At 61.8% G+C, this 15,065-nt stretch carries 12 protein-coding genes; 7 read left to right on the top strand and 5 right to left on the bottom strand.

The genetic code is table 11. The features are described 5' to 3' along the window. The first annotated feature begins 10 nt into the window (after nucleotides 1-10). The 6 genes from LB553_RS18965 (at nucleotide 11) to LB553_RS18940 (ending at nucleotide 6,153) form a co-directional block, all read left to right on the top strand. Nucleotides 11-1,147 (top strand): DegT/DnrJ/EryC1/StrS family aminotransferase, encoded by a 1,137-nt coding sequence (locus tag LB553_RS18965; protein ID WP_224515740.1) that lies wholly within the window; start codon nucleotides 11-13, stop codon nucleotides 1,145-1,147. After that, complete coding sequence (locus tag LB553_RS18960; protein ID WP_224515739.1) at nucleotides 1,144-1,818, top strand: sugar transferase; 675 nt, start codon at nucleotides 1,144-1,146, stop codon at nucleotides 1,816-1,818. Before LB553_RS18965 ends, LB553_RS18960 begins: the two co-directional genes overlap by 4 nt. Before the next feature lie 65 nt (nucleotides 1,819-1,883). Next, entirely contained in the window at nucleotides 1,884-2,888 is a 1,005-nt protein-coding gene (locus LB553_RS18955) for an SDR family NAD(P)-dependent oxidoreductase (RefSeq protein ID WP_224515738.1), read from the top strand. Next, nucleotides 2,885-4,153, top strand: a complete 1,269-nt coding sequence (locus LB553_RS18950) for a hypothetical protein (protein WP_224515737.1) — start codon at nucleotides 2,885-2,887, stop codon at nucleotides 4,151-4,153. Before LB553_RS18955 ends, LB553_RS18950 begins: the two co-directional genes overlap by 4 nt. Beyond that, on the top strand, nucleotides 4,140-5,405 hold the full coding sequence (locus LB553_RS18945) for a polysaccharide biosynthesis/export family protein (RefSeq protein WP_224515736.1): 1,266 nt from the start codon (nucleotides 4,140-4,142) through the stop codon (nucleotides 5,403-5,405). Before LB553_RS18950 ends, LB553_RS18945 begins: the two co-directional genes overlap by 14 nt. 55 nt (nucleotides 5,406-5,460) lie before the next feature. Next, entirely contained in the window at nucleotides 5,461-6,153 is a 693-nt protein-coding gene (locus LB553_RS18940) for a N5-glutamine methyltransferase family protein (RefSeq protein ID WP_224515734.1), read from the top strand. 12 nt (nucleotides 6,154-6,165) lie between these two features. Here the strand turns inward: LB553_RS18940 and LB553_RS18935 are convergent, their stop codons facing one another. From LB553_RS18935 to LB553_RS18915, 5 genes are read right to left on the bottom strand one after another with little or no spacing between them, the layout of a single operon-like run. Then, nucleotides 6,166-6,441, bottom strand: a complete 276-nt coding sequence (locus LB553_RS18935; RefSeq protein WP_224515733.1) for an acyl carrier protein — start codon at nucleotides 6,439-6,441, stop codon at nucleotides 6,166-6,168. 50 nt (nucleotides 6,442-6,491) lie between these two features. Beyond that, nucleotides 6,492-8,045, bottom strand: a complete 1,554-nt coding sequence (locus tag LB553_RS18930; protein WP_224515732.1) for a class I adenylate-forming enzyme family protein — start codon at nucleotides 8,043-8,045, stop codon at nucleotides 6,492-6,494. Beyond that, on the bottom strand, nucleotides 8,042-10,063 hold the full coding sequence (gene asnB / locus LB553_RS18925; RefSeq protein WP_224515731.1) for an asparagine synthase (glutamine-hydrolyzing): 2,022 nt from the start codon (nucleotides 10,061-10,063) through the stop codon (nucleotides 8,042-8,044). Before asnB ends, LB553_RS18930 begins: the two co-directional genes overlap by 4 nt. A 5-nt stretch (nucleotides 10,064-10,068) precedes the next feature. Further along, the gene (nadE, locus tag LB553_RS18920) at nucleotides 10,069-11,052 is read right to left on the bottom strand and encodes an NAD(+) synthase (protein ID WP_224515730.1); all 984 of its coding nucleotides are present in this window, start codon (nucleotides 11,050-11,052) and stop codon (nucleotides 10,069-10,071) included. Beyond that, entirely contained in the window at nucleotides 11,049-13,697 is a 2,649-nt protein-coding gene (locus tag LB553_RS18915) for an AMP-binding protein (protein ID WP_318011511.1), read from the bottom strand. The genes nadE and LB553_RS18915 overlap by 4 nt, the downstream gene beginning before the upstream one ends. A gap of 233 nt (nucleotides 13,698-13,930) precedes the next feature. Between LB553_RS18915 and LB553_RS18910 the strand changes: the two genes are divergently transcribed. After that, nucleotides 13,931-14,950: an NAD-dependent epimerase gene (locus LB553_RS18910; protein ID WP_224515728.1), complete on the top strand. Its 1,020-nt coding sequence runs from the start codon at nucleotides 13,931-13,933 to the stop codon at nucleotides 14,948-14,950. The last annotated feature ends 115 nt before the right edge of the window (nucleotides 14,951-15,065 follow it).

Raw genomic sequence — 15,065 nt, 5'->3', positions numbered from 1 at the left:
GGAGGTTGGGATGCTCTTGGTTAGTGCTCCCTTGTTGGGTGTGCCGGAGAAGGCCGCTTTGTCGAAAGTAATCGACAGCGGCTGGCTGACGATGGGCGAACGCGTCAGGGCGTTCGAAGAAGCGTTCGCCGCGATGCACGGCGCCGACGATTGCGTCGCGGTCAACTCCTGCACCGCAGCTCTCCACCTCATTCTCCATGGACTTGGGATCGGGCCCGGTGACGAGGTTCTGGTGCCTTCATTGACCTTCGTGGCGACCGTAAATGCGGTCTTGTACGTCGGGGCCAAGCCCGTCTTTGTCGATATAGAATCCGACGACGTGCCTCTGATGTCGGTCGAAGATGCGGAGGCAAGCTGCACCTCCCGCACCAGGGCTGTAATCCTGGTCCATTTCGCAGGCTATCTCGCGAACAAACAGGAGTGGCAGACATTTGCCAGCGTGCGAGGGCTCTACATCATCGAGGACGCCGCACATGCTCCTGGCCTGACGGAGGTTGGGACCTTTGGTGCGGGAGCGGCGTTCAGCTTCTACGGCAATAAGAACATGACCACCGCTGAAGGCGGCGCGGTCATTACGCGCGACCCCGACCTGCGGGAGAAGATCCGCCAGGCTCGTGGCCACGGCATGACCACCGGCACGCGGCAGAGATTGAACAGCCGCACGCCGCAATATGATGTGACCATGCTGGGCTTCAATTATCGCATGGATGAACTGAGAGCTGCCATCGGCTTGGTTCAGCTTCGCAATCTGCAGGAATGGAATGAGGTCAGGCGGGTCCTTGTCACATTGTATCGACGTCTCATAGCGATGCGCTGTCCGGCCGTTTCGATGCCGTTTGCCGAGCCGCGCAGCTCTGCCTATCACATCATGCCGATTCTCTTGCCTCGTTACGTCAATAGACAGGACGTCATCGATGAGTTGCGCGCGCAGGGCATACAAACGACAATTCATTACCCGCCTGTGCATCAAATGACCTTCTACCGGGAGCTTTTTCCCGGAATTCACCTGCCGCGCACGGAGGACTTCGCCGACCGTGAGCTGACCATACCGCTGCATCCGCAGATAACATCTCCCGTGGCGGAAGCGGTCGTGGACGCCCTGGCATCCGCCCTCAACAGCGGCGTCCGGGCAGGGACAGCAGCATGAACGCGTTCGACATGCCCATTGGCCGGCTTGCAATGCGCTGCGTAAGCCATGGATTTGGCCGACGCGCCATGGACATCATGGCCGCGTTCGTCGGGCTGGTTGTCCTGTCACCGCTGATGCTGCTTATCGCAGTGGCGCTGCTGCTGGAAAGCGGGCGCCCTGTGCTCTTTGTTCAGCCGCGCATCGGCGCCGGCGGTCAACTTTTCCGTATGTACAAATTCCGAAAATTCTATCCGCGCTGCGATGCGGGAGGCCTTGCGCTAACCCTTGCCAATGATCAGCGCATGACGACGGTGGGCAGGTTTCTCGCTTTCAGCAAAATGGATGAACTGCCGCAGTTGTGGAACGTTCTGAAAGGCGAAATGGCCCTGGTCGGTCCGCGTCCAGAGAGTTTGTCATTCGCTGAGTGCTTCAGGGACGGCTACGAAGCTGTCCTGCAATATAAGCCAGGCCTGTTCGGTCCGGCTCAGATCGTATTCCGCCACGAGGCCCATTTTTATCCTCGAGACGTCGAGCCAACTGTCTTCTACAAGGAGGTCCTGTTTCCGGCAAAGGCGAGGATCGATCTTTCTTATTATGGCCGCCGGACAATCCTCTCAGACATGGCGCTCATCATTCGAGGTGTTTTCATCGTTCTCGGCGTGACTGTGGACCGTTCGGTCGGCGCGTAAGCCATTCGAATGGTTGCCGCAGCATTCGCCGGATTAAGGCCAAGGAGTGCGAGGACTGTCAGGACATGACTTACAAGGGAAAGAGAGTTTTGGTCACCGGGGCGGATGGGTTCATAGGGTCGCATCTGACTGAAGCCCTGGTGCGCGGCGGTGCCGACGTGACGGCATTGGCTCTCTACAATTCGTTCGACAGCCACGGGTGGCTGGATGACCTGCCGGACGAGATCCGAACCCAGCTCAAGCTCGTCCGCGGCGACGTTCGCGACAGTGCCTTCCTGAACCGGATCGTACGTGGCCAGGCCGTCGTGTTCCATCTCGCCGCATTGATCGCCATTCCGTACTCCTACGCAGCCGCCCAGTCCTACGTGGAGACCAACGTCTTGGGCACCGTGAATGTGCTCGAAGCCGCCCGTCAGTGGGATACCGAGCGCATAGTGCACACCTCGACCAGTGAGGTGTATGGCACCGCTTTGACCATGCCGATCAATGAGACCCACCCGCTGCAGGGCCAGTCGCCCTACTCGGCTTCCAAGATCGGAGCCGACATGATGGCGGAGTCCTACGCCCGTTCGTTCGACCTTCCAGTCGTGGTGCTTCGTCCGTTCAACACATTCGGGCCACGGCAAAGCGAACGGGCGATTGTTCCGACCCTGATCAGGCAGGCCATCGACCCAAAATGCCAGGCCATCATGGTGGGAGATACGAGTCCGGTTCGCGATCTTACCTTCGTCGAAGACACGGCCGCGGCGTTTCTCAGCGCAGGCTCCGCCGAGGTCGAATTCGGCCATGCCTACAATGCAGGAAGCCAGCGTGCCGTGACCATATCCGACGTGCTGGACTTGGTGCTGGAGTTGAGCGGTTCCAACAAGCCGGTCCATCGTGACGAGGGCCGGCTGCGCCCGCAAAATTCCGAGGTCCGGGCACTGCTGGCGGATTCATCCCGGCTTGAGAGCGCAACAGGATGGAGGGCTCGAACGGACTTGCGCGAAGGCCTCAGACGGACCATCGCGTGGTGGCGGGCGCGCCTGAGCGAGGGGCGGGTACGTCATGAGATGAGCTATATGACATGAGGCTTCCCGCGTTTTCCGCCGCATTGCTGCTGGTTTGCGTTGCCGCATTTGCCGGCCTGCGGACGGCCGGGGGGGAGGCGAGCGACACGTCCGCCGGCTTCGTGGCTCCGGTGGCGATGGATTTGCCCGACTATCTTCGTCCCGCCATCGACCCCGCATTCGGCACAAGCATTGTTCGCATCTCCAAGCCTGGCCCTCTTGGAAATGGGGTGGTTTGCGGGCCTAAGTATTGCAGCCATCGCTATTCGAGCGCTCAAGCCTGGAACGCGGACCAGACATTGCTCCTCCTCGACAACGGCTGCAATGGAATGTGCTTTCTCGACGGGCACACCTATAAGGCGCTGTTTTGGCGCAAACGAGGGGGCGAGTGCGAGTGGCATCCCCGAAATGCCGAATTGATGATCTGTGTTCAGGACCGGGCAGTCTCGACCTGGGCCCCGCGGACCAATCACGAAGACGTCCTTTTCACATCCGCGGACTACCACGATCTGCAATTCGGTCCATCCAAGGGCAATCCCAGCCGCGACGGTAGCCGCATCGCGGTCCGCGCGGTCCGCAAGGACGGCGCGGACGTCGTTTTTGCCTATGATCTGAACCAGCGGCGGAAGTTTCCTGACATCGACCTTTCTCAGGTGCCCGGAAAGACCAGTTCCTGCACGATCTCTCCACTCGGAACGAGCATTCTCTGCTCCCCAAACCTTATTGACGGCACAGAACAAAGGGTAATTTTTGCCGTTGATGGCACTTTGCTCCAGAGATGGACGGACCACCATCGGCCCGGCCATGGTGACATCACGCTCGACGAGGATGGGAGCGAAATCTTCGTTGGGATCAGCAAATCGGGTCCAGATAGGTATCACATAATCAAGCGCAGGCTGTCGGACGGGAAAGTCACTTCCCTGACCGCGTTCGGCGAAGCCGAGCATGCATCGACGCGCGCACTGAACAGGCCAGGATGGGCATTCCTGAGCTACGGCGGCAATCCGGACGAGATATCGGCCAATCCAACCTGGGCTCCCTATGCGCGCGAGATCGTTGCGCTTCGGCTCGACGGTAGCGGCGCCGTTCGACGCATTGGCCAGACACGAAATGTTCCATTCGACTATTGGAGCGAAACACATGCCTCCCCCTCTCCGGATGGCTCGCAAGTAATCTGGTCAAGCAATTGGGGCGTGCCGGGCGGGCCGGTTTACGAGTTTGTCACCCGTCTCGACTGGTCCGAACAACACAACCCGAAGGAGGTTGTTGCGAATGGTCAACCTTAGCCGGTCATTTCTCGCAGCTCTTGCTCTGCTGGGGGCGCTGCCCACGGCCGCGGCTGCCGATCCGTCAACACCCTATCGGATTTCGCCGGGAGATACGGTTGAAATCGGAATAGTCTCCATTCCCGACCGGACTCAGCGTGCCGTTGTCCAGATGGATGGCACGATCGTGCTGCCCGAAGCCGGCGCGGTCTCGGTCGGCGGTCTCACGCCGCCCGAATTGCAGACGCGTATGCAAGCGATCCTGCCGACCAAGATCTTCCACATCCGCATGCCCGATGGCCGTGAACAGATGGCCGTCGTAAGGCCGAGCGACGTGACTGCGATCATCGCCGAGTATCGCCCGATCTATGTGACCGGTGATGTGCTCACCCCCGGACAACAGGCCTACCGCCCGCTGATGACCGTGCGTCAGGCGATCGCCGTGGCCGGCGGTTTCAGCCTTTTGCGGGCGCGAGGCAACCAGGCAGGCCCGGATCCGACGGATCTGCGACGCGACTACGAGATGATCTGGGGAGAATACACCAGGGACTACTTCCACAGCGCCCGCCTGCGCGCAGAGCTTGACAAGCAGGAAAGCTTCGACATGCAGCCTCCGCAAGGGTCGCCCCTTTCCCCCGCGCTCGCTGCGGGAATAGCAAAGGCTGAAGCGGAGGCGCTCAAGCTCTCCCTGGATAATTTTCGGCAAGAGCAGAGCTTTGTCGAAAAGGGCGCCAAGGATGCCGCGGCGCAGATCCAAACCCTGATCAAGCGTGCGCAGGATGAAGCGGATGCCGTTAAGGCCGATGAAGAGGACCTGGAGCAGGTCACCAAGGCGTTCAAGGCTGGAAACCTGACGAACAACAGGCTCGCCGACGTCCGGCGCGCCGTCCTGCTTTCATCCAGCCGGGCGCTGGAAACCTCCGTCGAGTTGATGAGAACAAAGCGCCAGCAGGAAGACTTTGCCAGGCAGATGGAGCGCAATGAGAACCAAAGGCGCATCGGCCTGCTGAACGAATTGCGGGACACCGAGGTGCGACTGGCCGACATCGGCACGAGGCTTCGCGCTGCGAGCCAGAAGTTGCAGCCCCTGGGTGCAACCGCTGCGCCTCTGTCAATCGCCGGCGAGACGGTTCGAGCCCAGATGACGCTCATTCGCAATGTCGATGGGCAATGGCGCAAGCAGGCGGCCGACGAGGACGCCGAGGTGGCGCCGGGAGATACGATCGAGGTCAGGTTCAGCAACGAACTGGAGAGCGCGGCGGCGGCACAGTAGCGCCGGCGCTTCTGCACCGCACGGTGAGCGCTGGATCCGGTTGTGGAGGCAGGTCTTGAGCCAGGACATCGATGTCGCGGACGCCTATAGCAGAGGCAGCGCGGTCTTCATGGGCATGGAGATGCTTGTCGCGTCCGGCGCACTTGTGCCGAGGCCGGAGACGGAGCTGTTGGGCTCGTCCGCGGTCGACGTGTTGCATCAAATGAACCTGCCGGCGCCGCGCGTGGTCGACATGTGCTGCGGCGCCGGCAATCTCGCTTGCGCCATCGCCCATCAGGTTCCGGCGGCGCGGGTCTGGGCAAGTGATCTTACCGATGGATGTGTCGAGGTGGCGCGCCGAAATGTCGTCCACCATGGCCTAGCCGAGCGGGTGTCGGTCCACCAGGGCGATTTGTTCGAAAGTCTCTCCACTCTGGTGCCTAAGGGCTCGATCGATGTTGTCGTGTGCAATCCGCCCTACATCTCGGAGAAGCGGCTTGAGGGTGACCGCTCCCATCTGGTCGCGCTCGAGCCGCGTGAGGCTTTCGCGGCCGGGCCCTACGGCATCGCTATCCACATGCGCGTGGTGAAGGACGCCTTGGGGTATCTGCGGCCCGGCGGTGCATTGCTGTTCGAGGTCGGCCTGGGCCAGGATCGCCAGGTGGCGAGCCTGCTGGAGCGCAGCAGGAGCTACGAGGGCGTCCGCGCCGTCACCAACCGCGCCGGCGAGGCGCGTGTCGTGCTCGGATACGCCAGGCCGCAGCCCTGAGCGCCTCGCAGCTCATCCCCTCTTGCGGGCGATGAACTGCGCTATTCCCTGGATGGAATCGAGGTTCTCCGGGAGGAGCTCGCTGTCTTCGACAATGACGCCAAAGGTCTCTTCGATGAAGCCGATGACCTCGAGCACGCCGGTGGAATCGACGATGCCCTGATCGAGCAGCGATTCCGTGGCGCTGAGCGATTTCACGTCGGCGATGTAGAAGTTCGAAGCCAGGAAATCGCGAATTTGCTTGATGTAAATGTCGCCCGCCGGGTTCGTTGCCAAGATCGTATCCATAACCCACCCTCCGATAAAAGCTAAATACTGTGCGCGCGGTCCAACAGGCGCTACGAAAGAGCCACCTTCTTGAGTTTTCCTGTATCGGTCCTCGGCAGGCTGGGCACGATGACGATGGACTTCGGGACCATGAAGTTTTCAAGCCGCTTCTGGCATTCCATCTGAAGCTGCCGCTCGCCGACGATGCGGCCTTGCTCGATCACGACGAAGGCCTTCACGGCCTGGCCGAGAAGCTCGTCAGGCACGCCGACCACCGCGGCCTCCTTGACGCCGGGGATATTCACCAGCACGTTTTCGACTTCCTTCGGCGCAACCTTCTCGCCCCGGGACTTTATGATCTCGTCGCCGCGGCCGATGAAGTAGAGATAGCCCTCCGCGTCCATTCGGCAGTAGTCGCCGGTGTAAAGCACCTGCTCGCCCGGCAAGGGGCCGGGCTTGAGCTTCCTGGCGGTCGCTTCCGGTTTGCCCCAGTAGCCCTTCATCACCGTCGCGCCACGGATGACGAGCTGGCCGACGGTCCCGGGCTTGACGCGTTGGTCATTGTCGTCGACGATCCACATCTCGGTGTTCGGGATCGCGATCCCCACGCTCAGCGGTTTTCGTTCGAGATCTTCCGGCGGCAGATAGGTGCAGCGCTTGCACTCGGTGAGGCCATACATCGAATAGATTTGGGCGCCCTTAAACAGATCCCTGAGCATGGTGATGTGCTTGAGCGGCAAGGCGGCGGCGGTGTTGGTGACATAGCGGATGCTCGAGAAGTCGTGATCCTTCAGCGACTTGAGCTCCGCCAGTGAGGCGAAGATGGTGGGCACGCCGGGAAAGCCTGTGATCCTCTCATCCTTGATGATTTGAAGGATTTGCGCCGGAAACGCGAACGAGCGTCCGAGAACCAGCCGGGCGCCGGTGCGGAACGCCATCAGCATCTGATAGAGACCGTAGTCGAAGGCGAGGGGCAGGACGTTGAGGATAACCTCGTCTTCCCGAAGCTCTAGATAGGACGCAATTGAGGTGCACGCCGCCATCATGTTGCGGTGTGTCAGCATCACGCCTTTGGGCTCGCCCGTGGATCCGGACGTGTAGATGATGGCGGCGAGATCGATGTCGATCGATTTGCGCGCAGGCGCAGCAGGATTTCTCACGGCGGCCGTTTCCCAGCGTATCGCGTGCGGCAGCCGGCTGAGCTCGTCGTCCTCCATCGGCCCTGACACGATCACCTGGCGTAGCGAATGACAATTTCGCGCCGGCTCGCCGAACACGGAGCGCAGATGCCGGTCGGTCATCAGTGCCGCCGGCCGGCAATCATTCAGCAGGTATTCGAGCTTCTCGCTTTTTGTGAGCGGGTTGACGATGCACACGACTGCGTTTGCCTTCAGCACCGCCCAGAAGCTGACAACCGTCTCGACCGTGTTGTCGGCGAAGATCATCACCCGATCGCCGCGTTGCACGCCGGCTGTTGCCAGACAGTGTGCGACCCCGTTGGAACGCTCGTCGATTTCGGCGTAGGTGACGCGTCGCCCGCTGCAGACCAACGCCACCTTGTCGCCGAGCCGGCCGGCTGAGTGGATCAGATAATCATGCAGGAGCGGTACGGCGCCGTGGATCATGCCAACTCCCTTTCGCGATGCTCATAATCGACATCGATGCTGAGATCCGGCTCTGTCACACCGGCAGGGCGGGTCGCGACAAACTGCTGATGGAGAAGCTGCGTCGAGAGCACCCCGACCAGGGCCATGTTGTCGGAATTCGACATGTCTCCCTCGCCGGTTCGAGCTCGGCACTTCCCGACCAGCCGGGTTACCGCTTGGGGATCGAAGACGCCGGCCGCCCGCACTGCCGTCTCCGACAAGGCATCACCAATGTAAGCCGGCGCGCCGTCGGCAAAGAAACTCATCGCATTCGGCGCCCGATAGGGCTGCTTCTTCCGGGCGACGACCTGCGGCGGCAGGATCGGCGCCGCGACGCGCTTCAGCACGTGCTTCTCGTCGAGGCCGCGCAGCTTGTAGGCATCCGGAAGCGCATTCGCCAAGGTAACGACGTTGTCGTCGAGGAAGGGAAAGCGGCCCTCGATCGAGTGAGCCATCAGCATCCTGTCGCCTTGCGAAGAGAGCAGATAGCTCGACATCAGAGTCCGGATCTCCAGATACTGGTCCTGGGCGAGGGGGCTCCAGCGTGGAAATTCGGCCGGCAGCGTCGAGATCAGTTCGCTCACCGCGTCGCGGTCTTCGGAGGCAGCCCGCATATCGGGGCAGAACAAGCGCTTGATCGCGCTGGTCGTGCGCCAGCGCGTGTCATGTGCAAATCCGGCCGCGGCGTGGGCCTCAATATTGCGGCCGAAGAACTGCCGGGCCAGTGCCTGCTGATGAACCGGTGAGCGCGAGAGGTAAGGATAGAGCCGCTCAAGCAAGCGGGCGCGCCTTGTCGACGCCGGCTGACGTCCCCAGAAGCGGCGTACCTTGCCCTCGCGGAACAGGTCATAACCGGCAAACATCTCGTCAGCGCCTTCGCCGGTCAGCACCACTTTGATGCCGCGTTCCCGCACGAGCCTCGACAGCAGGAAGAGCGGTGCCGGGGCGGTCCTGAGGATTGGCCGCTCGGTGTGGCGGATCACCTCGGGAAAGGCTGCGGCTATATCGCCGCGAGAAACGACTATCTCGTGGTGCTCGCTGCCAGTCGCGTCTGCGACGAGCCGTTGGAATTCGGTCTCGTCATATTCGGCGTCGGCAAAACGCAGCGAGAAGGTCTGGAAACGCTCGCCGGCGAAGCGCCTTCCGAGCGTGGCGACAAGGGAGCTGTCGAGCCCGCCTGACAGATAGCAGCCGACCGGCACATCGGCCTGCACGATTCGCAAGGCCGTGGCGCCTTCCAGCATCAGCCGCACTTCCTCCACAGCCTCGTCCAGGGAGCCGCTAAACCGGCCATGGTCCTGATCCTGGATTTCCGGAAAGCGCGGCTGCCAGAACGGGTATTCTCGCGCCGCGCCTTTCTCGTAAAGGCGCACGTGTCCGGGCGGGAGTTCCCGGATGCCCTGGAACACGTTCTGCGGAGCAACAGCCGTCCACAGGGTGAAGGTCTGATCGATGCCAGCCGGATCGAACGCGCGCGGGATAGCGGCCTCGGCCGCGAAAATCGCTTTGACTTCGCTCGCAAAGAACAGGCGGCCGCCATGCTCGCAAAAATGCAGCGGGCAAATGCCGTAGCGATCGCGCGACAGCACCAGCCGGCCTATAGCCGGATCCCAGATCGCCAGCGCCCATTGGCCGTTCATACGCTCGAAGGCTGCCTGACCCCACTCCCGATAGGCGTGCAGGACGACTTCGGTATCGCTGCGGGTGCGGAACCGATGGCCGAGGGCGAACAGCCTGTCGCGCAGCTCGAGGTAGTTGAAGATCTCGCCGTTGAAGACGATCCACGCCGGACTATCAGAGTCGGCGAGCGGCTGCTGCCCGTGTTGAACATCGACGACTGACAAGCGGGCATGCGCCAGACCGGCGCGTCTGTCGCGGTAAAGCCCCCGTTCGTCGGGGCCGCGATGCGCAAGCGCGCCAGCCATGCGCAATAACGCCTCGCGCGAAGGCGGTTCGGCGTTGGCGTTCAGCGCCAGTATCCCGGCGATTCCGCACATCGTCGTCAGTCCACATCCATCGGCACGGAGGGCAAGGGTCGCGCATGCAGATAGCGTGCTGCCCGACGCTTCGCTTCGATGTCCTTGAAGACCTTCTCGACCTGGCCGCCGGTGAGGCCCGCCGCAGCTGCGACCTCGTCGGCGCATAACCCATGGTTGACGCCATAGAGGCATAGATCCGTCAGGTGGTAAGGCAGCGCGAAGTAGAATTCCTCCTGGCTTTGCGCCATGGAGAATGTGTCGGTGGTCGGCGGCCTGCGGCGGATTTCTTCGTCCACCCCGAGATATTCAGCCAACTGATAGACCTGTGTTTTGTACAGGTGCACGATTGGCATGACGTCGGCGATGCCGTCGCCTTGCTTGACGAAGAAGCCCTGGTCATATTCGAGCCGGTTCGGCGTTCCGGCAACAGCGTAGCCGAGGCGATCCGCATGATAATATTCGGTCATCTTGCGGATGCGCTGCTTGTAATTGGTCGCGGCGACGATCTGCAGATAGGCCGTCAGGGGCAGCCGAACCGTGTTGACCTTGCCCTCCGGATCCTGAACCGTAAGACGGGTGATGTTGAGACCTTGGCTCTCCAGAACCGAGGTCAGCACCAGCTTGCATTTCCATCCTTCGTCATATTCTGGAACGACGGCGCGGATGGCCTCGATCTGCCGGCGATAGGCGCCGATGGCATCGAGCGCCGGGGCGATGTCTTCGACCAGAGTATCGATGCCGAGCTGGGCCGCAACGACACGTCCGAGCCTTAGCGAGTCTCCCGAGGAGTCCCGCTCCGGCATGAAGAGCCCTAGCACCTTATCTTTGCCGAAGGCGCGCACGCACAAGGATGCGACGACGGAACTGTCGATGCCGCCAGACAGTCCGACCACCACGCCGCGCCGCCGAAGCGTGACCAGGACCTGCTCGCGCGTCGATGACACGATGCGGTCCGCCTCCGCGGCTGCGTCCAATGCCAGCACTTCCCTGGTGAATCGCGAGATCACGCTGTTTGGCCCTCCAATTGCAAGGATTCGGCCCGCGTATACGTTTGCAGGACCGCCTTTTCGATCAGCGGACGGTTGGTCGCGACGTGGGGCTCCACGACGAGATCGATATGGGTGCCCACGATCGGGATCACCTGCAGGTCGCGAAACACCTGATCCCACCCGATGGCGCGGGACATGCCCGGGCGAGCGCAGCGAAACAGGGTCCCTTGGATCGGGAGCGCGACCTTGGGCTCCGCCAACCAGCGGAAAAACGCCTGCGCCCTCAACACTTCCTGCAATTCCAGCTTGACCCGGAAGCACGCCCCGTTGAACTGGCCTTCGGTGTAACGGTCGATGGCGCGCGCGAGACGGACTTCGCAACCCATTCTGACCGCGATCTTTGCCAGCGCGCGGCAGGCGACGCGCTGGAACGATATGCGGTTGGACCGGAGCCGGCGCATTGTGCGGGTGACCGTGTCCCACAGGCGGCTGCGCTCGCCCTCCAGGCTTGTGTCGAGGATGCCGATGAACTTGACCGACCGCCCGGCCTCGAGCAGGCGCACCGCGACCTCCAGCGCAACCGCGCCGCCGAGAGAGTGGCCCAGAAGCCTGACATGCCCGGACGGCTGAGCGCGGTTGATTTGCTGGACCGCGGCGTCTGCCATGCTCGCGAGATCGCTCTGTCCGCGCAGGATGAGCGCGAGGCTGGGATACCTGATTGGAACCACTTTCGCGGTTCTTCCCATGGCGGAGGAGAAGGCGGCAAGGCTTGGACCGTAGCCGACGGATCCGGGAAACAGGAAAAGCAGTGGCGGATTGTGCTCCGGAGCGGCTTTGCCGGATGCCGCTGCCTGCGCCGCGACGACAGCCTTCACCATCTCGGCCGCGCTCATTTCGACGGTGAAACTCTCAAGCCCGAGTTCCTGGCCGATGAGGTTCTCGATCTCCATCACGCAGTGCAGCAGCTTCAGCGAGTCTCCTCCGGCCTCGTCCCACCTGCCGGTGGCTGCTCTGGTGTTGAGAACCTTGCTCCATGCCTTCTCCACCACCTTGCCCACCGCCGAATCGGCATCCGAAACTGGCGGGTCGGCGACGGCAACCGGCCTCCTGGCGAGAAGATCCATTTTACTGAGTTTGACGAGGTCGATCTTTCCGCTATCGAGGTAGGGGATCTCGCTTACGCGGTGGAGCCGCAGGGGCCGCAACGCCGGGGGCAGCGTGTCGGCAATCAGCCGGCGCAGGTCCTCCACGAAGTCCGGACCCGCGGCCTCGCCCGGAATGGCGAATGCGACAAGTTCAGTTGCCTCCGTAACGATCGCTACGGCGTCCTGAACCGAGGGGGCGGATCGCAGCACTCTTTCGAGCTCAGCCGGCTCGATGCGTCGACCGTTGATCTTTATCTGGCGCCCCTTCCGGCCGATGATCCTCAACAGACCATCGCTGTCCAGGCGCACGAGATCGCCGGTCGGAAAAATCCGCGCATGCGGGTTGTCGGGGTCGGCGTCGACAGGGATGACGGCGCTATTTTCCCAATGTCCAAGCAGGACATAGGGGCTCTTGATCACGAGCTCTCCCGTTTCGCCGGGGGGAACGCTGTGTCCTTCCTCATCGACGATAGAGAACGCAATACCCGGCAAAAGGCGCCCAACCGGCACGTCGGGCTCGGTGTTCGGTGGTTCCGACGGCACGAACCACTGCGATCCTGTCGTTTCCGTGGACGAATAGCCTATCTGGATCAGGCAATGCGGCGGGACGGCTTTGCGCAGAAGGGCAATGTCGGTCCACAGCACTTTCTCGCCGCCGACGCGGACGACCCGGAGCGATCTGAACGTATCGGCGCAGTCATCCGCCATTAGCGTTCGAAGCAAGGCGGGCACAAGATAGGTGATGGTCGTGCCTTGGTCCTGCATTCGCGCGCGGACGCCGCGCAGCCCCACTGCCTCCAGTTCAACGAGTTGCAAGGTGGCCCCGGTGAGGACGGCCGCCAGGATCTCGCGGCAGCCGGCTATCGTGGCCAGGCCCGACAAGGGGAGAAAAATATCGTCCGAATTGATGTGACACGCCTCGACATATTGTTGCACGCGCCACAGCAAGCTGCGCTGACTGTTGACAATGCCCTTGGGGCGCCCTGTGCTGCCCGAGGTATAGAGAATTATGGCCGGCTTATCGACCGAAGGCTGCGGCAGGGGCTTCGCCAACAGGCCTTGCTGCGAGGCCGAACTTACGCCGACGTCGATCCATTGAATTTCCGGAGGCAGATCGCTGGGCCTGTCGCCGCTGCCCAGCATGGCCGAGAGCTTGGCCGCGGACACAATCTCGCTGATCCGGGGACCGGGATCTCTCGCGTTAAGCGGAATCGAGATCCGTCCGGCTGCCATCGTGGCGAGCATGGCGACAACGCTCCAGACGGAGCATGGCTGGCAGATTCCGACCGGCCTGCCTTCCGGAACGGCATCCGCAATGCGGCGCGATAAGATATCGACGGCGGCGCCAAGCGCCGAATAGGAGAGTTCGTCCGTGCCGTCATTGATGGCGATCCTATGCGGATGTCGCTCTACAACCGTTTCCAGAAGGGGACCGATCCCGATATCCGCGAAATCGGCTGGCAAAGGCCGATACGACCGCAGGGCAGGTCCGCCCTGGTCCAGAGCATAGTTACGCACCTCTACCCATCCGGGCGGGCTCTGCGGAAGAGGAGCCTCATCAAGATCCTGGTCCGCTGCTTGTGCCTTCACATATGCCGGGAGCATGGCGTGCCTGAGCTAGAGGTGAGGTTCAGTTATGGCTCCGCCGGGCAGATGTTTCATCGATCATTCTGATGATGCTTCCCGGGATAAAGGGAGGCGAGTGTGGAGGCGGGTGTGAATCTGGTCACAGCTAACATTAGGGACGTGCCGTGACGTCAAACAGGCCTGTTCTTGTCACCGGAGCAGCCGGGTTCATCGGCTTTCATCTATGCCGGAGACTGCTTTCCGACGGCTGGCAAATTGTCGGCCTCGATTCCATGAATGAATACTACGACGTTAATCTAAAGCGAGCCCGACTCGATCAGCTGGAAGAATTTCCGCATTTCCGGTTCGAGCATGTCGATCTGGCCGACCGGGACCGCGTTTCAGCGCTCTTCACCTCGGCCGATCCGGAAATCGTGGTGAATCTGGCGGCCCAAGCCGGCGTTCGTCATTCGCTGACCAATCCCTATCCCTACGGGGACAGCAATCTAAGCGGATTTCTCAATGTGCTGGAAGGATGCCGCCGCGCCCGCGTCGATCACCTGGTCTATGCATCCTCGAGCTCGATCTATGGCGGCAGCACGCGAATGCCGTTCTCCGTTCACGATTCCGCCGATCACCCGCTCAGCCTCTATGCCGCTAGCAAGAAGGCCAACGAGTTGATGGCGCATACTTACAGCCATCTTTTCCGACTGCCGACGACGGGATTGCGCTTCTTCACCGTTTACGGGCCATGGGGTCGGCCGGATATGGCCTTGTTCATCTTCACCAGGGCCATACTTGCAGGCGAGCCGATCGACGTTTTCAACCACGGCAACATGCAACGTGATTTCACCTATATCGATGACATCATCGAGGGCCTGGTCCGCATCATGCGACTGCCCGCAACGGCCAACAAGGAATGGAGCAGTGCCGCGCCTGACCCCGCGACCAGCAGCGCGCCGTTCAGGATCCATAACATCGGCGGCGGTTCGCCGGTTGAGCTGAACCACTTGATCGAACTGCTCGAAGACGCGCTGGGCAAAAAGGCGAAGCGCAACTACATGCCGCTCCAGCCGGGCGACGTGCCTGCGACCTGTGCCGATGTCAGCTCACTTGAGCAAGCGACCGGCTTCAGGCCGAGGATCCCGATCGAGATCGGGGTCCGGCGTTTCGTGGAATGGTATCGGGAATATTATCGGGTATGATCGGACTGCTCCGGTGTCCCGATATCGCAGTTCTCGACACCGGCCGAAGACCACGCCTTCCCAACCATCCCACGCGCGACAGAGACCTTCGCAGCTCGACATGGGCATCGTGACA

The sequence above is a fragment of the Mesorhizobium sp. CA8 genome (assembly GCF_020164955.1).
GTDB lineage: Bacteria > Pseudomonadota > Alphaproteobacteria > Rhizobiales > Rhizobiaceae > Mesorhizobium.
Note: the sequence above shows the minus strand (reverse complement) of the source record. Positions and strands in the feature narration are given on the sequence as shown.